The following is a 25,205-nucleotide window of genomic DNA, read 5'->3' as shown; positions in this document are numbered from 1 at the left end:
GGCGGTGACCGTGTTCGGCGGACTGGACGAGTTCTTCGCGCCGGGGCGCAGGCACATCGAGGAGGAGCGGCGCCGTGAGGCGCTGACCCGGGAGGATCCCGGGGACGCGGACCCGGGGCGCGGCCCGGTGGACCTCGCCTCGGGCCGGGTGACGATACGGCTCCCCCGCCCGGCGGACGGCTCCGGCGGGGCGGGGGAAACGGCTCCCGGTGCGGGGACCGAGGGGTCAGTGGAGTCAGAGGGGGCGGAGGGGGCTGAGGCCTCAGAGGGCCGAGTCGAGGAGGTGGAGGCGGTGCGCCAGGGCGGCGGCCTCGCCCCGGCCGGCGACGCCGAGCTTGGCCAGGATGTTGGAGACGTGGACGCTGGCCGTCTTCGGTGAGATGAACAGCTCCTCGGCGATCTGACGGTTGGTGCGGCCGGCCGCGACCAGGCGCAGGACGTCCTGCTCCCGGGGCGTCAGGCCGAAGCCGTCCTCCCCGGGCTCGGCGGGGGCCGGGGCCTGCTTCTCCCGGGTGAGGGAGAGGCGGGCGCGGGCGGCGAGGAGTTCCACGTCCTCGCGGAGCGGGCGGGCGCCGAGGCGGACGGCGGTGGCCTGGGCCTCGCGGAGCAGGGCCGCGGCCTCCTCACGGCGGCCGCCCTCGACGAGCAGGGCGTCGGCGAGACGGTGGCGGGCGACGGCCAGCTGGTGGGGGCGTTCGAGCGGCTCGAAGGCGGCGACGACCTCGGCCCAGCGGGCGGCGGTCTCGCGCCCCTCGGCGCGGGCGAGCTCCTCGTACACCTGCTGGGAGTAGGCCTCCCAGAGCGGGGCCGGGGTGGCGAGGCCGCGGACGCAGCGGCGGACGAGAGCGAGCGCCTCGGCACGGCCCTCGTCGGCGGCGGGCAGCCCCCTGCTGTCGGCCTCGGCGGTGACGGCGGTGAGGACGAGCGGCCAGCCGTAGCGGTGGGTGCCGGGCGGGAAGCCGGTCTCCGCGGTGGCGGCGAGCTGTTCGCGTACGTCCGCGAGACGTCCCTCGGCGGCGGCGATGGTGATCGCGACCTGGGACATCGGCAGGGTGTACTGCGGGATCGGGTCGCGGGTGCCGTAGCGGGTGCGGGCCTCGGCGAGGTGCTCGGCGGCCCTGGTCGGCTCGCCGCGGGCCGCGGCGAGGTGGGCGAGCTGGAGGAGGGCCGTGCCGCCCGGCTTGGTGCTGCTCGCCCCGGAGCGGAGCAGCCGCTCGGCCTCCTCCTTGCTCCGGTCCCACTCACCGAGCGAGAGGAGCGACTCGGCGAGGTTGGCGCGGATCCAGCCCGCGCTGTCGACGAGGCCGCGGGAGCGGGCCAGTTCGATGCCGGTGGTGGCGATCTCCACGGCCTCGCGGGAGCGGCCGAGCGCCTCCATGGAGGAGGAGAGGTTCACATGGGCGCGGGCGGCCTCGTGGAACTGACCGAGGGCGATGGTCCGTTCGCGGGCCTCGTGCATGGCGGCGAGTCCGCCCTCGGGGTCGCCGGCGGACACCAGGATGGTGCCGAGGGTGATCCGGGCGTTCAGCTCGATCGGTTCGGCCTTGACGAAGCGCGCGTACTCGACGGCGCGTTCGGCGGCGGCGATCGCCTCGGGTCCGGGGTTGCGGAGCATGCCCCAGCCGGCCGCGCCGACGAGGACGGTGGCGTGGACGGCGGACGGCGGGAGGCCCTTGACCAGTTCCTGGGCGCGGGCGATCTCCGGCCAGCCGTCGCCCCGGCCGAGGTTGGACTGGAGCCGGGCCATCTCCGTCCAGAACCAGGCGGCGCGCAGCGGGTCGTTCTCGGCGTCGTCGAGGATCCGCAGGGCCGTCTTGCAGATCTTCGCGGCCCGTTCCCGCTCGCCGCTGAGCCGGGCGGCGACGGCGGCCTCGGCGAGCAGGTCGAGGTAGCGCAGCGAGGAGGTCTCGGGGTCGCAGCCGCAGGCGGGGTAGGCGTCGGCGTAGTCGATGGGGCGCACCGAGTCGCGGGTCTCGGCGGGCACCTTGTCCCACAGCTCCATGGCCCGTTCGAGGAGGCTGAGCTGCTCGGCGTAGGCGTGGCGCTTGCGGGTCTCGACGGAGGCCTGGAGGACGGCGGGGAGGGCCTTCTCCGGGGCGTGCGCGTGGTACCAGTACGTGGCGAGCCGGGTGGTCCGCTCGTGCGCGCGGACGAGCCCGGGGTCGGCCTCCAGGGCCTCGGCGTAGCGCCGGTTGAGGCGGGAGCGTTCGCCGGGCAGCAGGTCGTCGCTGACGGCCTCGCGGACGAGGGAGTGGCGGAAGCGGTAGCCGTCGCCGTCGGGGACGGCGAGCAGGATGTTGGCGCCGACGGCGGCCCGCAGCGCCTCGATGAGTTCGTCCTCGGTGAGCCGGGCGACGGCGGCGAGCAGGCCGTACTCGACGGTGGAGCCGCCCTCGGCGACGATCCTGGCGACCCGCTGGGCGGCTTCGGGGAGCGTCTCGACCCGGACGAGCAGGAGGTCGCGCAGGGAGTCGCTGAGCTGGCCCGCGGCGCAGCCGGCCTCGTGGGAGACGACGAGTTCCTCGACGAAGAAGGCGTTGCCGTCGGAGCGTTCGAAGACCTCTTCGACGAGTCCGGGGTCGGGTTCGGCGGCGAGGATGCCGGTGAGCTGGCGGTGCACCTCGGTGCGGGTGAAGCGGGAGAGTTCGATGCGGCGGATGGTGCGGAGCCGGTCGAGCTCGGCGAGGAGGGGGCGCAGCGGGTGGCGGCGGTGGATGTCGTCGGCGCGGTAGCTGGCGACGACCACGATCCGGCCGCGCCGCAGGGTGCGCAGGAGGTAGGTGAGCAGGTGCCGGGTGGAGGCGTCGGCCCAGTGCAGGTCTTCCAGGACGAGCACGATCGTACGGTCGGCGGCGAGCCGCTCCAGGAGCCGTACGGTCAGTTCGAAGAGGCGGCCGGTGGAGTCCTCGTCGGAGGGCTCGTGGCTGCCGGGGTCGCCCAGTTCGGGCAGCAGACGGGCGAGTTCGCCCTCGTGGCCGTCGGCGGCGGCGTCGAGTTCGTCGGGGAGGCGGCGGCGGAGCGCGCGCAGAGCGGCGGAGAAGGGGGCGAAGGGCAGTCCGTCGGCGCCGAGCTCGACGCAGCCTCCGAGGGCCACGACGGCGCCCCGGTCGCAGGCCGTGTCGAGGAACTCCTCGATGAGCCGGGTCTTGCCGACGCCGGCCTCACCGCCGATGAGGAGGGCCTGGGGCTCTCCCGCGGTCGCGCGGGAGAGCGCCTCGGTGAGGGCGGTGAACTCGCCGGCGCGGCCGACGAAGACGGGACTGACTGACCTGGTCTCCACGGCGCCGAGCATCGCACAGACTTCCTTGCCGTCGCTCATACGGGGGTCACGCGGCCCGGACGAAGCGACCGCGACCGCCGTCGGTCACCTGCCCCTCGGTGTCGTGGCCCGCGTGACGGCGGCCGAAGAGGTGGAGGCCCCTGCGGGTCACCGCGGCCTCCTGGGCGAGGCGGTGGGCGGCGGCCTCGGCGATGAGCTCGGCGTGGTGCATGGTGTGGAGTTCGTACTCGAACATGGTGTGCTCCCCTGGGTTTCCCCGGTTTCGGTATCGCTCTCTGCGATGCCTCTACTTTCGTTTCCCAGGGGGTGCCGTCACATCGGGCGAGTGCCGCATGTTCGGGGTACGGGGGGCCTTAGGCGGGTCCTAGGGGGGCCTTAGGCGACGCCCCGGGGGCCTCAGGACCCGGTCGTCGGGAGGCTCAGGAAGAGGTCGAAGTAGGTACCCACCGAGAGGAGCAGGCCCAGACCGCCCAGGACGGCACCCGCCACGGCGACGGCGCGGACCCAGGCGGGGCGCCGGGGCAGGGTGAGCACGAGGACGCCGACGATCAGGGCGAGGAGCGCGAAGACGCCGTTCACCAGGGCGGTGCTGTGCCAGGCGTCGCCGTAGATCTCGCTGATCTGCTGGGCCGGGGTGCCGCCGTTGGAGGTCTTGATCTGGCCGACGAGCGTCTCGCGCTCGGCGACGATCTTGCCGGTCCAGGTGCCGGTGAGGGCGACGGCGGCGAGGGCGGCGGAGACCACGGCCGCGGCGCCGGCGCCGATGCCGGTGGCGGCCTGCCCGGAGGCCGCCACCTCGTCGTCGTCCTGCTCGTCGTCCTCGTCGTCCGGCTCGTCGCCCGTCGCCTCGTCCGCCTCGTCCGCCTCGTCGCGCGGGGCGGCGGCTTCGGCGGCCGGGGTGGTCCCGGCGTCCGGGGTGGTCTCCGCGGCCTCGGCGGTCGTGCTCTCCGCGACCTCGTCGTGCTTCTCGGTCGCGGTCTTCTCGGTCGTCTTGGTGTCCATGCGGCGCACGCTAGGGCGCCCACATGAGAAGCGGCTTAAGACGTCTTCGCCGCGCGCCACTCGGGGGCGAGGACGGCCCAGATCTCGGTGTCGGAGCGGGTGCCCCGGTAGAGGTAGTTCTCCCGTACGACGCCCTCCTTCGTCATCCCGAGGCGGCGGGCGACGGCGACGCTGGCCAGGTTCTTCGTGGAGGCGTACCACTCGACGCGGTGGATGCCGCGCTCCTCGATCGCCCAGTCGATGATGACCCGGCAGGCCCGGGTGATCAGGCCCTTCCCGGCGGCGGCGGGCTCCAGCCAGCAGCCCGCCTCGGCGGTGCCGTTCTCGGCGTCGAAGGTCCGGAAGAGGACGCCGCCGACGAGGGTGCCCTCGCTCCAGAGGCCGTAGAGGCGTCCGGCGTCGTTCGCGGCCTTCTCGGCGTACGAGCGGAGGTAGGCGCGGGCGGATTCGAGGTCCGAGACGACGTCGGGGAGGCCGATGTGCTGCCCGATGAACTCCCGGCCCCGGTCCATGTGGGCGAGCAGCTCCTCGGCCTGCCAGGGCTCCAGGGGCCTCAGCTCGGCGCCGTCGTCACCCAGCGATATCGCGAACATCCTCGTTCCTCTCCTCCGCGGCCGAAGCCGTCAGACGCTGTACGGGGATCTTCGCACGCTCGTCGGCGGCCTCCCGGCACTCCGGCGGTTCGATGCTGATCCGGGGCAGCAGGCGGTCGAGCCACTTCGGGAGCCACCAGTTCGCGCCGCCGAGCAGGTGCATGAGCGCGGGCACGAGGAGGGTGCGCAGGACGAAGGCGTCGAGGGCGACGGCCGCCGCGAGCGCGATGCCGAACATCGCGATGACCCGGTCGCCGCTCAGGACGAAGGCCAGGAAGACGGCGATCATGATGACCGCCGCGGAGTTGATCACGCGGCTGGTCTCGGCGAGGCCGACCCGGACCGCCCGCCGGTTGTCGCCGGTCTCCAGCCACTCCTCGTACATCCGGCTGACCAGGAAGACCTGGTAGTCCATGGAGAGGCCGAAGAGGACGGAGACCATGATCACGGGGAGGAAGGGTTCGATCGGTCCGGCACTGCCGAGGCCGAGCAGCTCGCTCCCCCAGCCCCACTGGAAGATCGCGACGACGATGCCGAAGGCGCCGGCGACGGCGGCGACGTTCATGACGGCGGCCTTGAGCGGGATGCCGAGCGACCGGAACGCGAGCAGGAGCAGCAGACAGCCGAGCGCGATCACGACGCCGACGAAGAGCGGCAGCTTGCCGACGATGATCTCGGCGAAGTCGTCGTACGAGGCGGTGACGCCGCCCACGTGGACGTCGAGGGAGGTGCCGCCCTCGGCCTTCGGGATGACGTCCGCGCGGAGCCGGTCGACGAGCTCGCTGGTCGCCTTGGACTGCGGCGCGGAGTCGGGCACGACGGTGAGGACGGCGGTGTCGCCCGCGCTGTTGTACGTGACCGGGGAGACGGACGCGACGCCCTTGGTGGCGGCGAGCGCGGCCGGCAGCTGGTCGAGGGCGACCCGGTCGTCGGCGCCGTCGAGGCCGGCGACGAGGGCGAGGGGCCCGTTGACGCCCGGCCCGAAGCCGTCGGCGAGCATGTCATAGGCCTGGCGGGTGGTCGCGGTGGCCGCGCCGTTGCCCTGGTCGGAGGTGCCGAGGTGGAGCGAGAGCGTCGGCAGCGCCAGGACGCCCATGACGACGACGGCGACGGCGCCGAGGAGCTTGGGGTGCCGCTCGACGAAGGCGGACCAGCGGGCGGCGAAGCCGGTGGGCAGTTCGGGCTGCGGCCCGCGCTCGGCGAGCACCCGGCGTTCGCGCCGGGAGAGCGCCCGCATGCCGATGAAGGAGAGCAGCGCGGGCAGCAGGGTGACGGAGGCGGCGACCGTGAGGAGCACGGTGAGGGAGGCGGCGATGGCGACGCCGTTGAGGAAGCCGAGCCTCAGGATCAGCATGCCGAGCAGGGCGATACAGACGGTGGCGCCGGCGAAGACGACGGCGCGTCCGGTGGTGGCGACGGCGGTCTCGGCGGCCTCGGGGACGGAGAGGCCGCGTTTGAGGCCTCTGCGGTGCCGGGTGACGATGAAGAGGGCGTAGTCGATGCCGACGCCGAGACCGACGAGCATGCCCAGCATGGGGGCGAAGTCGGCGACGGTCATCAGATGGCCGAGGAGGACGATCCCGGAGTACGCGATGCCGACGCTGACGAGCGCGGTCGCGAGGGGGAGCGCGGAGGCGGCGAGCGAGCCGAAGGCGAGGAAGAGGACGACGCCCGCGACGGCGACGCCGACGATCTCGGCGATGTGCCCGCCCGGGGCCTCGGTGAGGGCGACGGCGCTGCCGCCCAGCTCGACCCGCAGGTCGTCGGTGGCGGCCGCCTTGGCGGTGTCGACGAGGGCCCGGGCCTGGGCCTCGGGGATGTCGTCGGCCTGGGCGTCGAAGGTGACGGTGGCGTAGGCGGTGTGCCCGTCCTCGCTGACCTGGCCCCGCGTGTCGCCGTACGGGGAGGTGACGGCGGCGATGCCGGGGAGGTCGGCGACCTTGTCGAGCATCGCGGTCGTGCGCTGTTCGACGGCGTCGGCGCGGACGCTGCCGCGGTCGGTGTGCCAGACGATGGTGTCGCTGTCGCCGCCGAGGCCGTGGAAGCCCCGGTCGAGGAGGGCGGTGGCCCGGCCGGACTCGGTGCCGGGGGCCTCGTAGTCGTTGGAGTACGCGCTGCCGGCCAGGGTCGCGCCGGCGGCGGTGCCACCGAGCGCGAGGAGCCACAGGAGAACGACGACGAGACGGTGCCGGATGCACCACCGTGCGATTGCGGCCAAAGGAGGGGCTCCTGACTGGATCTGTACTCGCGCCCCACTGTTGCAGCCAAACGTGATCGTTTGCCCGTTTCGTGGCGATCCTCACAGGGTGTCGGGCGGCGCCCGTGACGGCCCTCCGCCTCCCCGACCTGGCGTCCTGACGTGCTTGCTTGGGCCCGTTTCCAGGCAAAGGGCGGTACCGCCGTCTCACGACAGTGGTACCGCCCCCTGTACGGAACCCCTCGACGTGACCGTGAACTGGCGCCGCACGGCGAACCGCGCCACCTCGGGGACGCCTGGGACGACCTCGTGGCCCGCCTCGGCCCGCACCAGCGCGTATGTCCTTCCGTAGGGCCTCGTCGGCCCCGTCCGCCCAGCCGGACGCGGGCGAATTCCGGAACGGCATGTCGGGCGTGTACGGCCGTTCCAGGGGCCAGGCCTCCTCGTGGAGCACCGGTTCCCTCCCCGGCTCCACCGGGGTCGACGGAGCGGAGCGGAGCCTCTCACATGGCGGCGCAGGCGATCGTCGTGGTTCTCCCTCGTTTGACGGGCGGGGTTGGCGAGCATCCTGAGCGCGACACACGGCCACGGTGCGGCATGAGGGGAAGTCGTATGGCCAGACGCAAGGTCATCACGGTCGAAGTCAGCAGGCGGGTGCTCTGGATCGGCGCCGAGGCGTATCCCCTGCAGAACATCGCCCGCGCGACGACGGTGAGGATCAAGCCCCAGCGGGCGAAGGCCGTGGGGCGCTTCCTGAAGTCCGTGCTGGTCACGGGCATCCTCGCGGTCGCCGGGCTCGCCGTCGCCCAGTCCGGTGAGGTGTCGGGCGACGACCAGGAGCTGATCACCAGAGGGGTGGCCGTCACCGCGAGCGTGCTCGTGGCGGCCTTCCTCCTCCCATTGATCGTCGTCCTGCTCACGCGGACGTACTACGCGCTGGTCATCGAAACCTCGGGGAACCCGCGCACGCTGCTGGCCAGCCTGGACCGGAACGAGGTGCACGAGCTCGTACGCGACATCATGCGAGCCATCGAGGACCCGGCCTTCGCCGGCTTCACCAAGCACATGACCACCTACAACATCGGCAGCATGCGGGACTTCTACAACGCGTCCGGTGCAGGCAGCGTGGGGAGGATGGGGACGTGACCGCCAACGGAGAGTTCCACATCAGCAACATGCGCGACTTCTACAACGCCTCGGGAGACGGGGCCGTCGGTCGGATCGACCACAACCAGCAAGGCGCGCAGGACCCGCAGGCAGTCTACGAGGCCGTGATCCGCGCGATCGAAACCCTCCGGGGCCAGGTGTCCGCCGAGGACCGCGCGGTCCTCGACACGTCCCTGGCGACCATCCGCCAGGCCGACGACGCACCGCCCGGCGCTTTCCGCCGGGCCCTCGGCACCGTCTCCGGCGTCGCCGCACTCGTCGGCGAGGTCGGCCTCCCGGTGGCGGAGGCCGTCCGCCGACTCCTCGCCCTGCTGACCGGCTAGGGGGTGTCTTGTCGATCAGGCCGGATCAGGGAGCGGCGTCTGGTGCCGTGCATCGCAAGGCGGAGGAGGGAGGCAACGCGGAGCGTTGTCGACCGACGACAACGCGGCGAGGCACGGCACCAGACGCCGCGAGCCCGGCCTGATCGGCAAGACACCCCCTAGCTAGGACCACGCGCGCCGGCAGCCGGCACCTCACCCTGGCGCCGATGGCTCCCCCGGCCGCGTGGACGTGCGCCGTGCGACGGCGAGCGGCCCCGCACCGGAACTCCGGTGCGGGGCCGCTGTGATACGCGCACGAGTGAGGGTCAGCCCTCGGTGACGCCCAGCTTCTCCAGGATCAGGTCCTTGACCTTCGCCGCGTCCGCCTGGCCACGGGTGGCCTTCATGACCGCGCCGACCAGGGCGCCGACCGCCGCGACCTTGCCGCCGCGGATCTTGTCGGCGATGGCCGCGTTGCCCGCGATGGCCTCGTCGACCGCCGTGCCGAGCGCGCCGTCGTCGGAGACGACCTTCAGACCGCGCTTCTCGACGACCTCGTCCGGGGTGCCCTCGCCGGCGAGGACGCCCTCGATGACCTGACGTGCCAGCTTGTCGTTGAGGTCGCCGCCGGCGACCAGGGCCGAGACCCGGGCCACGTCCGCCGGCGTGATGGGCAGCTCCTCCAGGGAGACGCCCTGCTCGTTGGCGTTGCGGGCCAGCTCGCCCATCCACCACTTGCGGGCCGAGGCCGCGTCCGCGCCCGCCTCGGTGGTGGCGACGATCGCGTCGACCGCGCCCGCGTTGAGGATGGCCTGCATCTCCACCTCGGAGACGCCCCACTCCTCACGGAGCCGGTTGCGGCGCACGCGCGGCAGCTCGGGCAGACCGCCACGCAGCTCCTCGACCCACGCACGGGCCGGGGCCACGGGGACGAGGTCGGGCTCCGGGAAGTACCGGTAGTCCTCGGCGTTGTCCTTGATGCGGCCGGAGGTGGTGGAGCCGTCGTCCTCGTGGAAGTGACGGGTCTCCTGCACGATCGTCCCGCCGGAGGACAGGACGGCCGCGTGGCGCTGGATCTCGAAGCGCGCGGCGCGCTCCACCGAACGGAGCGAGTTGACGTTCTTCGTCTCCGAGCGGGTGCCGAAGGTCTTCCTGCCGTGCGGGCGCAGCGACAGGTTCACGTCGCAGCGCATCTGGCCCTTGTCCATGCGCGCCTCGGAGACGCCCAGGGCGCGGATCAGCTCGCGCAGCTCGGCGACGTACGCCTTGGCGACCTCGGGGGCCCGCTCGCCCGCGCCCTCGATCGGCTTGGTGACGATCTCGATGAGCGGGATGCCGGCCCGGTTGTAGTCGAGCAGCGAGTGCGAGGCGCCGTGGATGCGGCCGGTCGCGCCACCGATGTGGGTGGACTTGCCGGTGTCCTCCTCCATGTGGGCGCGCTCGATCTCCACGCGGAAGACCTCGCCGTCCTCCAGCTGGACGTCCAGGTAGCCGTTGAAGGCGATCGGCTCGTCGTACTGGGAGGTCTGGAAGTTCTTCGGCATGTCCGGATAGAAGTAGTTCTTCCGGGCGAAGCGGCACCACTCGGCGATCTCGCAGTTCAGCGCGAGGCCGATCTTGATCGCGGACTCGACGCCGATCGCGTTGACCACCGGCAGGGAGCCGGGCAGACCGAGGCAGGTCGGGCAGGTCTGCGAGTTCGGCTCCGCGCCCAGCTCGGTCGAGCAGCCGCAGAACATCTTCGTCTTGGTGCCGAGCTCGACATGGACCTCCAGGCCCATGACGGGGTCGTACTCGGCGAGCGCCGCTTCGTACGACAGCAGTTCAGTGACAGTCACGGTGGAACTTCCCTCTCAGCCCAGCAGGACGTCGTCGTCGCCGAGCCGCTTCAGCTCGCGGTACAGGATGGCGAGGCCGGTGACGATGGCGGCGGCGGACACGACCGCGTCGACGAGCTTGAGCGTGTCGTGCTCGTTGCGGGCCTTCTTGATCTGCTTCGTCACAGCGATGGCGCCGAACGCGGTGGTACCCATGGAGAGGTACGTACCGGTCTTGGACTTCTTGAAGCCCTTGGCCTTCTGCAGTGCACTGGTACTCACAGCGACGGAGCCTCCTCGAGCAGCGGGTGTCCCCACTTTTCCACGAAGGCGGCCTCGACGGCGGCACCGACCTTGTAGAGCCGGTCGTCCTTCATGGCGGGGGCGATGATCTGCAGACCGACCGGGAGGCCGTCCTCGGGCGCGAGGCCGCAGGGCAGCGACATGGCGGCGTTGCCGGCCAGGTTGGTCGGGATGGTGCACAGGTCCGCGAGGTACATCGCCATCGGGTCGTCGGCTCGCTCGCCGATCGGGAAGGCGGTGGTGGGGGTCGTCGGGGAGACGATCACGTCCACCTCCTCGAAGGCCTTCTCGAACTCGCGGGTGATGAGGGTGCGGACCTTCTGCGCCGAGCCGTAGTACGCGTCGTAGTAGCCGGAGCTCAGCGCGTACGTACCGAGGATGATGCGGCGCTTGACCTCGTCGCCGAAGCCGGCCTCGCGGGTGAGGGCGGTGACGTCCTCGGCGGACCGCGTGCCGTCGTCGCCGACCCGCAGGCCGTAGCGCATGGCGTCGAAGCGGGCCAGGTTGGAGGAGCACTCCGACGGCGCGATCAGGTAGTACGCGGAGAGCGCGAGGTCGAAGGTCGGGCAGTCCAGCTCGACGATCTCGGCGCCCAGCGACTTCAGCAGCTCGACGGACTCGTCGAAGCGCTGCACGACGCCGGCCTGGTAGCCCTCGCCGCGGAACTGCTTGACGACGCCGACGCGCATGCCGGCCACCGAGCCGTTGCGCGCGGCCTCGACGACCGGCGGGACCGGGGCGTCGATGGAGGTCGAGTCGAGCGGGTCGTGCCCGGCGATCGCCTCGTGGAGGAGGGCCGCGTCCAGGACCGTACGGGCGCAGGGGCCGCCCTGGTCGAGGGAGGACGAGAAGGCCACCATGCCGAAGCGGGAGACGCCGCCGTAGGTCGGCTTGACGCCCACCGTGCCGGTGACGGCGGCGGGCTGGCGGATGGAGCCGCCGGTGTCCGTGCCGATGGCGAGCGGGGCCTCGTACGCGGCGAGGGCGGCCGAGGAGCCGCCGCCGGATCCGCCGGGGATCCGGGTCAGGTCCCAGGGGTTGCCGGTCGGGCCGTAGGCGCTGTTCTCCGTGGAGGAGCCCATCGCGAACTCGTCCATGTTGGTCTTGCCGAGGATGACGACGTCGGCGGCCTTGAGGTTCTTGACCAGGGTCGCGTCGTACGGCGGGATCCAGCCCTCAAGGATCTTCGAGCCCACGGTCGTCGGCATGCCGGCGGTGGTGAAGATGTCCTTGAGTGCGAGCGGCACACCGGCGAGCGGGCCGAGCTTCTCGCCCCGGGCACGCTTCTCGTCGACGGCACGGGCCTGGGCGAGGGCGCCCTCGCGGTCGACGTGCAGGAAGGCGTGGACCTTCTCGTCCACGGCCTCGATGCGCGCGAGGTGGGCCTCGGTGACCTCGACGGCGGTGAGCTCGCCGGCGGCGATCTTCCCGGCGATCTCGGCCGCGGTGAGCTTGATGATGGTGTTGTCCGTCATGACTTGTTAGTCCTCCCCCAGGATCTGCGGCACCTTGAAACGCTGCTGCTCCTGGGCCGGGGCGCCGGAGAGCGCCTGCTCGGGGGTGAGCGACGGACGGACCTCGTCCGCGCGCATGACATTGGTCAGCGGCAGCGGGTGGGAGGTCGGCGGTACGTCTTGGTCGGCGACCTCGGAGACGCGGGCGACCGCGCCGATGATGTCGTCGAGCTGGCCGGCGAAGTGATCGAGTTCTTCGCCCTTCAGCTCCAGACGCGCCAGCCGTGCGAGGTGGGCGACCTCCTCGCGCGTGATGCCAGGCATGCGGATCCTCACGGGGTGAGCTTGATGGTGTCGGACCATCCTATGGCGCCGGTGCCGCTGCCCGTTAAACGGTTTGCCCCGGGAGGGTGCGGGTCACTGCACGACCTGGCTCGAAGGCTGGTCCAGGTCGACCTCGGCGGCGATGTCGGCGGGGCGCCGCCAGCCGTGCTCGCCGCGGGCCAGGAGCCAGGCGGTGGCCTCGCCGGGCGGCATCGCGGCGGCGACCAGCCAGCCCTGGACGGCGTCGCAGCCCAGGTCGCGCAGGCGCTCCCAGGTCTCGTCGTCCTCGACGCCCTCGGCGACGACGAGGAGGCCGAGCGAGTGGGCGAGGTCGAGGGTGCAGCGGACGATCTCGGCGTCCTCGGTGTCGACGGCGAGCCGGGCCACGAACGAGCGGTCGATCTTCAGTTCGCTGACGGGCAGCCTGCGCAGGTGGACGAGGGAGGAGTAGCCGGTGCCGAAGTCGTCGAGGGACATCTTGACGCCGTGGCCGGTGAGGCCGTTCAGCGTGTCGGCGGCCCGCTGGGGGTCCTCCAGGAGCACGTGCTCCGTTATCTCCAGCTGGAGGGCGCCGGCCGGGACGCCGTGGCGGGCGAGCCGGGCGGCGACGGCGCCGGCGAAGCCGGGGGTGTGGACGTCGCGGGGCGAGACGTTGACGGCGACCGGGACGTTGAGGCCCTGGGCGCGCCAGCGGGCGACCTGGGCGAGGGCGGTCTCCAGGACGTACTCGGTGAGGTGGGGCATCAGGCCGGAGGACTCGGCGATGGCGATGAACTCGTCCGGCGGGACCTTGCCGCGCTCGGGGTGGACCCAGCGGACGAGCGCCTCCAGACCGGCGACCTGACCGTCGAAGCGGACCTTGGGCTGGTAGTGGAGTTCGACCTCGCCGGCGTCGAGGGCGCGGCGGAGGTCGCCGAGGAGGCCGAGCCGGTCGGGGGTGTTGGAGTCGCGCTTGGACTCGTACACCTCGACGCCGGTGCGGTCGCGCTTGGCCTGGTACATGGCGACGTCGGCGCGGCGCAGCAGGCCCTCGGCGTCGAGGGCGTGGTCGGGGAAGACGGCGACGCCGGCGCTGGCCTCCAGGACGAGGGTGAGCCCGTCGAGGTCGAGCGGGGAGGACAGCTCGGCGACGAGGTGGCGGGCGACCCGCTGGGCGCTGGTGGTGGAGTCGCAGGTGGGCAGCAGGACGGCGAACTCGTCGCCGCCGAGCCGGGCGGCCTCGGCGCCGCGGGGCAGGGCGAGGCGGAGCCGTTCGGCGATCTGGAGGAGCAGTCGGTCGCCGGCGAGGTGGCCGAGGGTGTCGTTGACCGAGCGGAAGCGGTCGAGGTCGATGAGGACGAGGGCGGCGCGGGCCCCCTCGCCCTCGGCCTCCTCCAGGGCGGTCCAGGCCCGCTCCAGGAGCCACTGGCGGTTGGGGAGCCCGGTGAGCGGGTCGCGGAGCTGTTCCTCGGCGCGGGCGCGGGCGATCCAGAGGGTGGAGTCGAGGGCGATGAGGGGGACGGCGAAGAGCGGCAGGAGGACCGGCCGGGTGGCGGCGACGACGCAGAGGAGCGGGGCGATGCCGAGGAGGGCGACGGCGACGAGGCCCTGCCGGAGGAGTGCGGTGCGGGCGACGGTGGGCAGTCCGCGGCCCTGGGGGGCGAGCGTGTACCACAGGAGGAGGCGGGTGACCACGAGGTAGGTGCCCGCGGCGAGGACGACTTCCGGGAGGTCCCCGATCGTCCAGTCGAGGGGCTGCCAGGGCTGTTCGACGGTCGGTACGTCTCCGAAGAGGGCGAGGAGGAGGGCGGCGGCGCCGACTCCGAGGACGTCGGCGGCGCCGTGCAGCAGGCTCTGGCGCCACCGGTGCCGGCGGGCGGCGCCGACCAGGGCGACGACGGTCAGCGAGACGAGTCCGGCGGGCACCCAGCCGTACAGCAGGAGGACGGCGAGGGTGAGGGCGGCGCCGGAGCCGGTGCCGCCCCACCAGCGGTCCCGGCCGAGGGCGACCAGGTGGCCGACGATGAGGCCGGTGAGGACGGCGAGGGACCATCCGGTGATGCCGCCGGGGAAGAGTCCGTGTCCGCCGCCGACGGCTTGCTGGAGCCCGGCGACGAGCACGACGGCGGCGATGCCCACCACGGCTGCGGACAGCCGGGAGGGGAAGCCCAGGGGGACCACACGGCCGTGCGGCCGTGGGACCGGGGCGGCGCTCTCGGTCGGTTCCATTCCCGTCCCTCTCACAGGCGGCGGTGCCGTCGGTGTGCGATGGGCCGCGCTGCCGCGGCCGTCCGTGGTCCGGTCCGTCGTCCGGCGTGCGGTCGCCCGCGGGCGGCCGCTCCCGGTGTCACGGGGCCGTTGTCCTGACGCCACGCCGGCAGAGCCCTCGCGCGGGCGTGCAGGACTGGACGCACGGTCACCACACTAGGCCGCCGAGGGCCCCGACGGGCAGCGCTCTCCCTCTCTTGCCCGAATGCGACCTGGCCACCCGTAACGATCTGGTATGCGCCGAACGGGTGAGCTTCCGCGGGGTGTCCGGGGGCTACTCGGCGACGGGTACCGCGGCCTCCCGAGCTGCGTCGGGCCCCTGTTCGAGCAGGACGGAGAAGCCTTCCTCGTCCAGAACCGGAACCTTCAGCTGCATCGCCTTGTCGTACTTCGAACCAGGGTTTTCACCCACGACCACGAAGGCGGTCTTCTTCGAAACGGAACCGGTCACCTTCGCTCCGAGCCTCTGGAGCGATTCTTTTGCGCCATCCCTGGTGAACTTCTCCAGGGTGCCGGTCACCACGACCGTCAGACCTTCCAGCGGACGCGGGCCCTCGTCCTCTCCGGCCCCCTCGTCCTCCAGGCTGACCCCCGCGGCGCGCCACTTGCGCACGATCTCGCGGTGCCACTCCTCGGAGAACCACTGCTTCACGGCGGCCGCGATGATCCCGCCGACGCCGTCGACGGCCGCCAGCTCCTCCTCGCTCGCCTGCTCGATCCGCTCCAGGGAGCGGAACTCGCGGGCCAGCGCCTCGGCCGCGACCGGCCCCACGTGCCGGATGGAGAGCCCGTTGATGAAGCGGGCGAGCGGGCGCGTCCTCGCCGCCGCGATGTTCTCCAGCATGGCGAGCGCGTTCTTCTTCGGCTCGCCCTTCTGGTTCGCGAAGACCGTGACGATCTTCTCCTCGCCGGTCTTCGGGTCCCGCTTGGGCAGTCCGCTGTCCTGGTCGAGGACGTACGCCTTGATCGGGAGGAGCTGCTCGATGGTGAGGTCGAAGAGGTCGCCCTCGTCCGCGAGCGGCGGTTCGGCGGGCTCCAGCGGCCGGGTCAGGGCCGCGGCGGCGACGGCGCCGAAGTTCTCGATGTCCAGGCACTGGCGCCCGGCGAGGAAGAAGAGACGTTCACGCAGCTGGGCCGGGCAGGTCCGGGCGTTCGGGCAGCGGAGGTCGATGTCGCCCTCCTTCATCGCCTTCAGCGGCGTCCCGCACTCCGGGCACTCGGCGGGCATCACGAACTCCCGCTCGGTGCCGTCCCGCAGGTCGGCGACCGGCCCGAGGATCTCGGGGATGACGTCGCCTGCCTTGCGCAGCACGACGGTGTCGCCGATCAGCACGCCCTTGGCCTTGACGACCTCCTGGTTGTGGAGGGTCGCGAACTCGACCTCGGAGCCGGCCACGGTCACCGGCTCGACCTGCGCGTACGGGGTGACGCGCCCGGTGCGGCCGACGCCGACCTTGATGTCGATCAGCCTGGTGTTGACCTCCTCCGGCGCGTACTTCCAGGCGATCGCCCAGCGCGGGGCGCGCGCGGTGGAGCCCAGCCGCCCCTGGAGGGGGATCTCGTCGAGCTTGACGACGACGCCGTCGATCTCGTGCTCCACGGAGTGACGGTTCTCCCCGAAGTACGCGATGAACTCGCGCACCTCGTCGAGCGAGCCGACCACCCTGTTGTGCCGGGCGGTGGGCAGGCCCCACTCGCGCAGCAGCTCGTACGCGTGCGAGAGGCAGTCGATGTCGAAGCCCTCGCGGGCGCCGATGCCGTGGACGACCATGTGGAGCGGGCGGGACGCGGTGGCCTTCGGGTCCTTCTGCCGGAGCGAACCCGCGGCCGCGTTGCGCGGGTTGGCGAAGGGCTTGTCGCCGGCCTCCACCAGGCGGGCGTTGAGCCCCTCGAAGGCCTCCATCGGGAAGTAGACCTCGCCGCGGATCTCCACGAGGTCCGGAATCCGGTCGCCGTGCAGCCGGTCCGGGATGTCGGCGATCGTCCGGACGTTGGGCGTGATGTCCTCGCCGGTGCGGCCGTCGCCGCGGGTGGCGGCGCGGGTCAGCCGCCCGTGCTCGTACGTGAGGTTGACCGCGAGGCCGTCGACCTTGAGCTCGCACAGGTAGTGGTAGCCGGGCGTGCCGACGTCCCGCGCGACGCGCTCGGCCCAGGTGGCGAGCTCCTCGTCGTCGAAGGCGTTGTCCAGGGAGAGCATGCGCTCCCGGTGCTCGACGGAGGTGAACTCGGTCTCGTACTGCCCGGCGACCTTCTGGGTCGGCGAGTCCGGCGTCCGCAGCTCCGGGTACTCCTCCTCCAGCGCTTCGAGCGCGCGCAGGAGCCTGTCGAAGTCGCCGTCGCTGATGACCGGCTGGTCCTTCACGTAGTACCGGAAGCGGTGCTCCTCGACCTGCTCGGCCAGCTCGGCGTGCTTCTCCCGTGCCTCGGCGGGCAGGGCCCCCTGTTCGACTGCCACCGTTTCGTCCTCCCGTTACTCAGGGTTGTCCGCGAGCGACCGTGCCGCTCTGACGCAATGGGCGAGCGCCGCCCGGGCGTAGGCGGGCGAAGCACCCGCGAGCCCGCACGAGGGCGTGACCACGACGGACTCCGCCAGAGTCCCCGGATTCAGCCCCAGCCTGCGCCACAGCGTCCTGACACCCATGACGCTACCGCCCGGGTCGGACAATGCCGTGTCGGTGGACGGCACCACACCGGCGAAGAGCTTCGTCCCGGCCTCCACGGCCTCGCCGATCGTCTCCTCGTCACGTTCGGTGAGGAGCGAGAAATCGAACGAGACGCCCGAGGCCCCGGCCCGCCGCAGCAGGGCGAACGGCACGTCGGGCGCGCAGGAGTGGACGACCACCGGGCCGTCGTGGACGGCCATGACGTCCCGCAGGGCGCTCTCCACGACCTGCCGGTCGACGGCCCGGTGGGTGCGGTAGCCGCTGGCGGTACGGACGTGGCCGCGCAGCACGGCGGTGAGCGAGGGCTCGTCGAGCTGGAGCACGATCCGCGCGCCGGGGATCCGCTTGGCGAGCTCCGCGAGGTGCGCGCGCAGGCCCTCCGCGAGGGAGCCGGCCAGGTCGCGGCAGGCGCCGGCGTCGCCGAGGGCTGCCTCGCCGCCGCGCAGCTCCAGGGCCGCGGCGAGCGTCCAGGGGCCGACGGCCTGGACCTTCAGCGGACCCTCGTACCCCTGGGTGAACTCCTCCAGGGCGTCGAGGTCCTCGCCGAGCCAGGAGCGGGCCCGCTTGGTGTCGCGGCCGGGCCGGTCGCTGATCCGCCAGCCGCTCGGCTCCACGTGCGCGTACAGGTCGACGAGCATCCCGATCGTCCGGCCGATCATGTCGGCGCCGGGGCCGCGGGCGGGCAGCTCCGCGAGGAACGGGAAGTCCTCGAAGGACCCGGTGACCGTCTTCGCCGCCTCGCGCGCGTCGCCGCCGGGCAGGGAGCCGACGCCGGTGGCGGGGCCCCAGAGCTTCGTGTCGTCCATGTCCACCGTCCTACCGCCCCGGGCGCACGGTGAGGTCGTTGATCTCCGCGTCGCGCGGGAGGTCGATCGCCGTGAGGATCGCCGTCGCGACGGACTCGGGATCGATCCAGCGGGAGGCGTCGTACTCCTTGCCCTCCTGCTGGTGGACCTTCGCCTGCATGGGGCTGGCGGTGCGGCCGGGGTAGACCGAGGTCACCCGGACCCCGTTGGCGTGCTCCTCGTGGCGCAGGGAGTCCGCGAGGGCCTTCAGGCCGTGCTTGGAGGCGGCGTACGCGCCCCACTCGGCGTGCGCGTTGAGCCCGGCGCCGGAGTTCACGAAGACCACGTGCCCCTGGGAGACCCGCAGCTGGGGCAGGAAGTGACGGGTCAGCTCGGCCGGGGCGACCAGGTTGACGTTGAGCTGGTGGTGCCAGGTCTTCGGGGTGAGCTCCCCGATCGGGCCGAGGTCGACGACTCCGGCGATGTGCAGCAGGCTGTCCACCCGGTCGGGGAGGCTCTGGTGCGAGAAGGCCCAGGACAGCCGGCCCGGGTCGGCGAGGTCCCCGACGAGCGTCCGCGCGCCGGGGAACAGCGCGGCGAGCTCCTTCGCCCGCCCCGCGTCGCGCGCGTGGAGCACGAGCTCGTCCCCGCGCGCGTGAAGGCGGCGCGCGACGGCCGCGCCGATGCCGGAACCCGCTCCGGTGATCACATGTGTAGCCATGGGCACCATGCTCGCATCAGCGGGAGGCGATCTCCGCCTCCAGGTGGGCCAGGGCCGAAGGGGCGTCGTCCGCGAAGAGAACGAGGTCGGCGAGGGGGATCGGGAGGAAGCCCTCGTCCTCCATGCGGCGGAACTGGGTCTTCAGGCCATCGTAGAAACCGGCCGTGTTCAGGAGGACGACCGGCTTGGTGTGCTTGCCGTGCTTCTTGAGCTCCAGGATCTCGGTGGCCTCGTCGAGGGTGCCCGTGCCGCCGACCATGACCACGATCGCGTCGGACTTGGCGAGGAGCAGCGCCTTGCGCTCGGCCAGGTCCCCGGCGATCACCATCTCGTCCGCGTCCGGCCGGGCCTTGTGGGCGAGGAAGTCCACGGAGACGCCGACGAGCCGCCCGCCCGCGTCCTGGACGCCGTCCGCGACGACCTTCATGAGGCCGGTGTCGGAGCCGCCCCAGACGAGGGTGTGGCCGGCCTTGCCGAGGAGCGTGGCGAACTCGCGGGCGGGGGCCGTGTAGCGCTCGTCGAGGTCGGCGGCGGAAAGGAAGACGCAGATGTTCATGGCGTCCACCGTAGGGGGTCGCGGAAAAAGTCCGGCGGGCGGCGATGAGTTCCGGCGACGGCCCCGGTCTGCCCTGCCATGGACGTGGTGAGCAGGGGTCGTGTCGTGTCGCGGGACGGTACGGAGATCGCGTACGAGCGGTACGGGGAAGGGCGGGCCGTCGTACTGGTGGACGGCCCGGACGGCGCCGGGCGGGCGCTCGCCGGGCTGCTCGCCCGGCGCTTCACCGTCGTGACGTACGAGCGGCGCCGCGCCGCCGCGCTGGAGCGGGAGATCGAGGACCTCGCGGCCGTCCTGGAGGCGGCGGGCCCGGGCGCGGCCGTGCACGGCACGGAGACCGGCGGCGCGCTCGCGCTCGCGGGCGCGGCGGCGGGGCTCCCGGTGGGCGCGGTGTCGGTGTACGAGCCGGAGCCGCTCGCGGACGGGCTCGTACGGGCGGTCCACGCGCGCGTGCTCGTGGTCGACGGGGGCGCGAGCCCGGCGGCGACCCGACAGGCGGCCCGTGCCCTGACGGCGGCCCTCCCCCGGGCCCGGCACCGCACCCTGACGGGCCAGACGCACGAGGTGGCCCCGCACGTCCTGGCCCCGGTCCTGGAGGACTTCCTGGACGAACCCGTCTAGGCGGTGGCGGTGGCCGTCGCGGCCGTGCGTCGGGTGGTCGTCGCGATCGTCGCCGAGCCCACCACGCGCGTGCCGTCGTACAGGACGATCGCCTGGCCGGGCGCCACGCCGCGGACGGGCTCGTCGAAGGCGACCTTCAGCCCGCCGTCCTCCATCGCCGCGCTCACCGGCGTCTCGCCACCGTGGGCGCGGAGCTGGGCGGTGTAGCGTCCGGGGCCCTCGGGGGCGGTGCCGCACCAGCGGGGCTTGATCGCGGTGAGCGCGGTGACGTCGAGCGCCTCGGCGGGGCCGACCGTGACGGTGTTGTCCACGGGCGAGATGTCGAGGACGTAGCGGGGCTTGCCGTCCGCCGCCGGGTGGCCGATCCGCAGGCCCTTGCGCTGGCCGATGGTGAAGCCGTACGCGCCCTCGTGGCTGCCGACCTTCGTCCCGGCCTCGTCGACGATGTCGCCCTCCGCCTTGCCCAGACGGGCGGCGAGGAAGCCCTGGGTGTCGCCGTCGGCGATGAAGCAGATGTCGTGGCTGTCGGGCTTCTTCGCGACCGCGAGCCCGCGCCGCTCGGCCTCCGCCCGGATCTCGTCCTTGGTGGTGAGGGTGTCGCCGAGCGGGAACATCGCGTGGGCGAGCTGCTTCTCGTCGAGCACGCCGAGGACGTACGACTGGTCCTTGGCCATGTCGGAGGCCCGGTGCAGCTCGCGGGTGCCGTCCTCGTTCAGGACGACGGTCGCGTAGTGGCCGGTGCAGACGGCGTCGAAGCCGAGGGCGAGCGCCTTGTCGAGGAGCGCCGCGAACTTGATCTTCTCGTTGCAGCGCAGGCACGGGTTGGGCGTGCGGCCCGCCTCGTACTCCGCGACGAAGTCGTCGACGACGTCCTCGCGGAACCGCTCGGCGAGGTCCCACACGTAGAAGGGGATGCCGATGACGTCGGCCGCCCGGCGCGCGTCGCGCGAGTCCTCGATCGTGCAACAGCCGCGTGCCCCGGTGCGGAACGACTGCGGGTTCGCGGAGAGGGCCAGGTGCACGCCGGTGACGTCGTGGCCGGCTTCGGCGGCGCGGGCGGCGGCGACGGCGGAGTCCACTCCGCCCGACATGGCGGCGAGAACGCGGAGAGTCTTAGTCATAGCCCTACCAGGGTACGGGGCTCCGGGAACCGCGATCGCGGTGGTGAGCGTTCTCGGTGGCATGGGGAGCAAGTCGAAGGGCACGGGGAGCGGGGCGGACGGCCGGCGGGTGGGGCGGCGGGCCGTGCTGATCGGCGGCGCCGCCGCCGCGGTGGGCACGGCCGCGCTGGCCAGGGACGAGCTGGGGCGCCTCTGGTGGCGGCTGCCGGGAATGGAGAAGAAGCGGGTCGAGGGGGAGCTCGACCACAAGGGCGCCGAGTGGACCTCGGCGGCGCGGGCGAACTGGAGGCGGGCCGACCGGCCGGACGACTACACGGTCGACCGGGTCGTGATCCATGTCGTCCAGGGCAGCTACGCCTCCGCCCTGAAGGTCTTCAAGGACCCGTCGCACCAGGCTGCCGCGCACTACGTGGTCCGCAAGGACGGCCATGTGGCGCAGATGATCCGGGAGCTCGACGTCGCCTTCCACGCCGGGAACCGCGACATGAACGAGCGGAGCATCGGCATCGAGCACGAGGGCTTCGTCGACCGGCCGCAGGACTTCACGACGGCGATGTACGAGGGCTCGGCCCGTCTCACGGCCGACATATGCGCCCGGTACGGGATACCCGTGGACCGGGAGCACATCATCGGGCACGTCGAGGTCGAGGGCACCGACCACACCGATCCCGGTCCGCACTGGGACTGGGACCGGTACATGGCGCTCGTACGGAAGGCCCGCTCGCGGCTCAGCTGAGGCCGGCGGTGCGGGCGCGGTCGACGGCCGGGCCGATCGCCCCGGCGACCGCCGCCACGTCCTCCTTGGTGGAGGTGTGGCCGAGGGAGAAGCGCAGGGTGCCCCGGGCCAGGTCGGGGTCCGTTCCGGTGGCGAGCAGGACGTGGCTCGGCTGGGCGATGCCGGCGGTGCAGGCCGAGCCGGTGGAGCAGGCGATGCCGGCCGCGTCGAGCAGCAGGAGCAGGGAGTCGCCCTCGCAGCCGGGGAAGGTGAAGTGGGCGTTGGCGGGGAGCCGGCCGACCGGGTCGCCGCCGAGGATCGCGTCGGGCACGAGCTCCCGGACGGCGGTCACGAGCTCGTCGCGCAGGGCGCCGACCTCGCGGGCGAACTCCTCCTGCCGCTCGGCGGCGAGCCGGGCGGCGACGGCGAAGGCGGCGACGGCGGGCACGTCGAGGGTGCCGGAGCGGACGTGCCGCTCCTGACCGCCGCCGTGCAGCACGGGTACGGGGGTGTGCTCGCGGCCCAGGAGCAGGGCGCCGATGCCGTACGGGCCGCCGATCTTGTGGCCGGACACCGTCATCGCGGCGAGGCCCGAGGCGGCGAAGTCGACCGGGATCTGACCCACCGCCTGGACGGCGTCGGCGTGCAGGGGGACGCCGAACCCGGCCGCGACGTCGGCGAGTTCACGGACCGGCATGATCGTGCCGATCTCGTTGTTCGCCCACATGACGGTGGCCAGGGCGACGGATTCGGGGTCGCGGGCGATCGCCTCGCGCAGGGCGTCGGGGTGGACGCGCCCGTGGGCGTCGACGGGGAGGTACTCGACGGTGGCGCCCTCGTGGGTGGCGAGCCAGTCGACGGCGTCGAGGACGGCGTGGTGCTCGACCGGACTGGCCAGGACGCGGGTGCGGCGGGGGTCGGCGGCGCGGCGGGCCCAGTACAGGCCCTTCACGGCGAGGTTGTCGGCCTCGGTCCCGCCGGAGGTGAAGACGACCTCGCTCGGCCGCGCGCCGAGCGCGGCGGCGAGGGTCTCGCGCCCCTCCTCGACGGTCCGCCGGGCGCGCCGTCCGGCGGCGTGCAGGGAGGAGGCGTTGCCCGTGACGGCGAGCTGGGCGGTCATCGCCTCGATCGCCTCGGGCAGCATGGGCGTGGTCGCGGCGTGGTCGAGGTAAGCCATGGTGGGTCGATTCTACGAGCCCGGGCAGGCGGGGCCGCCGCCTGGCCCGTTCTGGGGGCGGTTCTCGGCCGTGACGCTGGCGGGGGCCCGTTGTGGCGCGAGCTCCGCGGGGGCGGTGCCCCACCCCGCTGTGGCGCGAGCTCCGCGAGGGCGGTGCCCGCCCCACTCCGTTGTGGGCAGGCGTTCCGCAAGGGGCGATGGGGGTCCCCCCCTGCTCGAGCGAAGCCGAGAGCTTGGGGGAGGGTGGGCACAACGGAACGGCGCCCTTGCCGGCGCCAGAGGCTTACGTGCCCGAACCCGCACCCGTTGCGCACCGAGCAAGGGGTGCGGGTCCAGGCACAGGGAGCGGAGGCGCCGCACAGGGCGCCGTCCCGTGTGCCCACCCGTCCCGCCCAGCGGGACGATTGCCCACACGGCAGCGGGCGAAGGCCCACACGGGCAGCGGGCACACACGGCAGCGGGCGACGGGCACCGCCCCCACAGCGCGGAGACCACACGGCGGTGGGCACCGCCCGGCCACGGCGCGGGCACACACGGCAACGGGCGCGGGCCCACTCGCGGTGGGTGTGTCAGGTGCGGGGGGCTCGGGCCAGTTGGCGGGATTGGGCTACCAGGCGGTTCGCGCTGTCCCAGACCTCGGCGTCCTCCTCCAGGAAGCCGCCCGCGAGGTTCTGCGTGGTGATCGAGATCCGCAGCGGGCCGGGGGCCGGGCGGCAGCGCACGTGGGTCGTGAGCTCCACCGTCGGCGTCCAGCCCTTGAGGCCCAGCTCGAAGGAGGTCGGCGGCAGCGCGTCGACCGCGAGCAGGAGCGAGAGGGCGTCGGGCTCGCGGCCGTCGGCCAGGCCGAACCACGCGCGCATCTCGCCCTTGCCCGAGGGCGCGCCGACCGCCCAGCCGACGCAGGCCGGGTCGAGGCGGAGGTCGAGGCGGTCGGCGATCGCGGAGGAGCCGGGGATCCTCGGGGCCGGGTTGTCCGCCGCGCTGAAGCAGTTCTCGATCGCGGCCATCGCCGGCGGCGTCGCGGAGGTGCGGACGTCGTCGGGGAGGGCGTCGAGGTCTCCGTACGAGGCGAGGACGCGGATGCGCTCGACCTCGGTGCCGTCCTCGGCGTACTGGAAGAGCGAGGCCTGGCCGGTGGAGAGGGTCCGGCCGGCGCGGACGGTCTGCGTCCGGATCACCGCGGGGCCCGGCACGGACGGCGTGAGGTAGTGCGCCGAGATCGTGAACGGGTCCGGGTGCGGGAGGTGGTCACCGAGGGCGCGGCCGAGCAGGGCGAGGAGGTAGCCGCCGTTGACGGCCTGGATGATGGTCCAGCCGGCGGAGAGGTCGGCGTCGTAGACACCGGTTTCCCTGAGGGTGACGGCGGTGTCGCGGTCGAACTCGCTCGTGACGGCTGCTGTCTCGGTGCTCGTGCTCATGGTTCCGACGGTACCGCAGCTAGCTACTGAGCGGTAGCTTTTTCGAGTTCCTCGCTCGCGGACGAGCGGCGGTTCCACGCGCGGGGCGCGCGCCAGTGGAAGCGCATCGCCAGGAGCCGCAGCACGAAGGCGGTCAGGACGGCGGCGCCGCTCGTGAACGCGTTGAGCGTGTCGAACCGGATGCACAGCACGACCATCGTCGCGCCCACGATCGCCGGCACCGCGTACAGGTCGCGGTCCCAGCGCAGCAGCGACGGCACCTCGTTCGCCAGCACGTCCCGCAGCACACCGCCGCCCACGGCGGTCGCGAGGCCCAGCGCGGCGGAGGAGGTGAGGCCGAGGCCGTAGTCGTACGCCTTGGTCGTGCCGGTCACGCAGAAGAGCCCGAGGCCGGCCGCGTCGAAGACGTTCACCGCGGTCTGGGTGCGCTCGACCTCCGGGTGGAGGAAGAAGACGAGGACCGCCGCGATCAGCGGCATCAGGAAGTAGCCGAGATCGGTGAAGGCGGCGGGGGGTACGGCGCCGATGATCAGGTCGCGGAAGAGACCGCCGCCGAGGGCGGTGACCTCGGCGAGGACGGCGATGCCGAAGACGTCGAAGTTCTTGCGGACGGCGAGGAGTGCGCCGGAGATGGCGAAGACGAAGATGCCGACGAGGTCGAGGGCGTGTTGGACGGAGGGGGTGAACAATTCGTGGAGCACGGCCCCATTGTCCCGGCTGTCCCGGTGCGGTCCGCGCGCCG

The 25,205-nt window shown here is 72.9% G+C and carries 23 protein-coding genes; 5 read left to right on the top strand and 18 right to left on the bottom strand.

The window, feature by feature from the left end; translation table 11 throughout:
* The first annotated feature begins 4 nt into the window (after positions 1-4).
* Complete coding sequence (locus tag ACN9MM_RS27400) at positions 5-379, top strand: DUF6191 domain-containing protein (RefSeq protein WP_426366307.1); 375 nt, start codon at positions 5-7, stop codon at positions 377-379.
* On the opposite strand, the gene ACN9MM_RS27395 is transcribed toward ACN9MM_RS27400, so the two are convergent.
* From ACN9MM_RS27395 to ACN9MM_RS27375, 5 genes are all read right to left on the bottom strand, one after another.
* Entirely contained in the window at positions 263-3,319 is a 3,057-nt protein-coding gene (locus tag ACN9MM_RS27395; protein ID WP_426366306.1) for a helix-turn-helix transcriptional regulator, read from the bottom strand. The genes ACN9MM_RS27400 and ACN9MM_RS27395 overlap by 117 nt on opposite strands.
* Before the next feature lie 7 nt (positions 3,320-3,326).
* A complete protein-coding gene (locus tag ACN9MM_RS27390; protein WP_426366304.1) occupies positions 3,327-3,515 on the bottom strand; it encodes a hypothetical protein in 189 nt (62 codons plus the stop codon).
* Between the two features lie 161 nt (positions 3,516-3,676).
* Positions 3,677-4,282, bottom strand: a complete 606-nt coding sequence (locus ACN9MM_RS27385; protein WP_426366302.1) for a hypothetical protein — start codon at positions 4,280-4,282, stop codon at positions 3,677-3,679.
* Positions 4,283-4,317: 35 nt separating this feature from the next.
* Positions 4,318-4,875: a GNAT family N-acetyltransferase gene (locus ACN9MM_RS27380; protein WP_426366300.1), complete on the bottom strand. Its 558-nt coding sequence runs from the start codon at positions 4,873-4,875 to the stop codon at positions 4,318-4,320.
* Positions 4,853-7,093: an MMPL family transporter gene (locus ACN9MM_RS27375; RefSeq protein WP_426366298.1), complete on the bottom strand. Its 2,241-nt coding sequence runs from the start codon at positions 7,091-7,093 to the stop codon at positions 4,853-4,855. The genes ACN9MM_RS27380 and ACN9MM_RS27375 overlap by 23 nt, the downstream gene beginning before the upstream one ends.
* A gap of 591 nt (positions 7,094-7,684) precedes the next feature.
* On the opposite strand from ACN9MM_RS27375, the gene ACN9MM_RS27370 reads away from it, so the two are divergent.
* Together ACN9MM_RS27370 and ACN9MM_RS27365 are read left to right on the top strand one after the other, a co-directional pair.
* Positions 7,685-8,218: a DUF6232 family protein gene (locus ACN9MM_RS27370; RefSeq protein WP_426366296.1), complete on the top strand. Its 534-nt coding sequence runs from the start codon at positions 7,685-7,687 to the stop codon at positions 8,216-8,218.
* Positions 8,215-8,562 (top strand): hypothetical protein, encoded by a 348-nt coding sequence (locus ACN9MM_RS27365; RefSeq protein WP_426366294.1) that lies wholly within the window; start codon positions 8,215-8,217, stop codon positions 8,560-8,562. Before ACN9MM_RS27370 ends, ACN9MM_RS27365 begins: the two co-directional genes overlap by 4 nt.
* Positions 8,563-8,867: 305 nt before the next feature.
* Here the strand turns inward: ACN9MM_RS27365 and gatB are convergent, their stop codons facing one another.
* From gatB to ACN9MM_RS27320, 9 genes are all read right to left on the bottom strand, one after another.
* Positions 8,868-10,379 carry an Asp-tRNA(Asn)/Glu-tRNA(Gln) amidotransferase subunit GatB gene (gene gatB / locus ACN9MM_RS27360; RefSeq protein WP_382866156.1) on the bottom strand — a complete coding sequence of 504 codons (1,512 nt, stop codon included), beginning with the start codon at positions 10,377-10,379 and terminating at the stop codon, positions 8,868-8,870.
* A gap of 15 nt (positions 10,380-10,394) precedes the next feature.
* Positions 10,395-10,640: a hypothetical protein gene (locus ACN9MM_RS27355; protein WP_382866159.1), complete on the bottom strand. Its 246-nt coding sequence runs from the start codon at positions 10,638-10,640 to the stop codon at positions 10,395-10,397.
* Positions 10,637-12,136: an Asp-tRNA(Asn)/Glu-tRNA(Gln) amidotransferase subunit GatA gene (gene gatA, locus ACN9MM_RS27350; RefSeq protein ID WP_382866162.1), complete on the bottom strand. Its 1,500-nt coding sequence runs from the start codon at positions 12,134-12,136 to the stop codon at positions 10,637-10,639. The genes ACN9MM_RS27355 and gatA overlap by 4 nt, the downstream gene beginning before the upstream one ends.
* Positions 12,137-12,142: 6 nt before the next feature.
* A complete protein-coding gene (gene gatC, locus ACN9MM_RS27345) occupies positions 12,143-12,439 on the bottom strand; it encodes an Asp-tRNA(Asn)/Glu-tRNA(Gln) amidotransferase subunit GatC (RefSeq protein WP_015036350.1) in 297 nt (98 codons plus the stop codon).
* 93 nt (positions 12,440-12,532) lie between these two features.
* The gene (locus tag ACN9MM_RS27340; protein WP_426366291.1) at positions 12,533-14,647 is read right to left on the bottom strand and encodes a putative bifunctional diguanylate cyclase/phosphodiesterase; all 2,115 of its coding nucleotides are present in this window, start codon (positions 14,645-14,647) and stop codon (positions 12,533-12,535) included.
* A gap of 313 nt (positions 14,648-14,960) precedes the next feature.
* On the bottom strand, positions 14,961-17,141 hold the full coding sequence (ligA, locus tag ACN9MM_RS27335) for an NAD-dependent DNA ligase LigA (RefSeq protein WP_426366288.1): 2,181 nt from the start codon (positions 17,139-17,141) through the stop codon (positions 14,961-14,963).
* Positions 17,142-17,156: 15 nt separating this feature from the next.
* Entirely contained in the window at positions 17,157-18,155 is a 999-nt protein-coding gene (locus ACN9MM_RS27330; RefSeq protein ID WP_426366286.1) for a methionine synthase, read from the bottom strand.
* Positions 18,156-18,165: 10 nt separating this feature from the next.
* Positions 18,166-18,864 (bottom strand): SDR family oxidoreductase, encoded by a 699-nt coding sequence (locus ACN9MM_RS27325; RefSeq protein ID WP_426366284.1) that lies wholly within the window; start codon positions 18,862-18,864, stop codon positions 18,166-18,168.
* Between the two features lie 7 nt (positions 18,865-18,871).
* Entirely contained in the window at positions 18,872-19,411 is a 540-nt protein-coding gene (locus ACN9MM_RS27320) for a TIGR00730 family Rossman fold protein (RefSeq protein WP_426366282.1), read from the bottom strand.
* A 78-nt stretch (positions 19,412-19,489) separates the two neighbouring features.
* Between ACN9MM_RS27320 and ACN9MM_RS27315 the strand changes: the two genes are divergently transcribed.
* Entirely contained in the window at positions 19,490-20,032 is a 543-nt protein-coding gene (locus ACN9MM_RS27315) for an alpha/beta fold hydrolase (RefSeq protein WP_426366280.1), read from the top strand.
* Here ACN9MM_RS27315 and mnmA read toward each other — a convergent pair.
* Entirely contained in the window at positions 20,029-21,153 is a 1,125-nt protein-coding gene (mnmA, locus tag ACN9MM_RS27310) for a tRNA 2-thiouridine(34) synthase MnmA (protein WP_426366278.1), read from the bottom strand. The two genes, ACN9MM_RS27315 and mnmA, sit on opposite strands and share 4 nt — an antisense overlap.
* 61 nt (positions 21,154-21,214) lie before the next feature.
* Here mnmA and ACN9MM_RS27305 point away from each other — a divergent pair, with 61 nt between their 5' ends.
* Entirely contained in the window at positions 21,215-21,889 is a 675-nt protein-coding gene (locus tag ACN9MM_RS27305; RefSeq protein WP_426366277.1) for an N-acetylmuramoyl-L-alanine amidase, read from the top strand.
* On the opposite strand, the gene ACN9MM_RS27300 is transcribed toward ACN9MM_RS27305, so the two are convergent.
* The 3 genes from ACN9MM_RS27300 to ACN9MM_RS27290 all read right to left on the bottom strand — a co-directional run bounded on the left by ACN9MM_RS27300 (position 21,882) and on the right by ACN9MM_RS27290 (position 25,164).
* The gene (locus ACN9MM_RS27300) at positions 21,882-23,045 is read right to left on the bottom strand and encodes a cysteine desulfurase family protein (protein ID WP_426366275.1); all 1,164 of its coding nucleotides are present in this window, start codon (positions 23,043-23,045) and stop codon (positions 21,882-21,884) included. The two genes, ACN9MM_RS27305 and ACN9MM_RS27300, sit on opposite strands and share 8 nt — an antisense overlap.
* Positions 23,046-23,614: 569 nt before the next feature.
* Complete coding sequence (locus ACN9MM_RS27295; RefSeq protein ID WP_426366273.1) at positions 23,615-24,463, bottom strand: thioesterase family protein; 849 nt, start codon at positions 24,461-24,463, stop codon at positions 23,615-23,617.
* A 23-nt stretch (positions 24,464-24,486) separates the two neighbouring features.
* Positions 24,487-25,164 carry a trimeric intracellular cation channel family protein gene (locus tag ACN9MM_RS27290; protein WP_426366271.1) on the bottom strand — a complete coding sequence of 226 codons (678 nt, stop codon included), beginning with the start codon at positions 25,162-25,164 and terminating at the stop codon, positions 24,487-24,489.
* Positions 25,165-25,205: the final 41 nt, after the last annotated feature.

It is taken from the genome of Streptomyces sp. E-08, from assembly GCF_049913095.1.
Lineage (GTDB): Bacteria > Actinomycetota > Actinomycetes > Streptomycetales > Streptomycetaceae > Streptomyces.
This window is presented reverse-complemented; position numbering and strand designations above follow the sequence as displayed.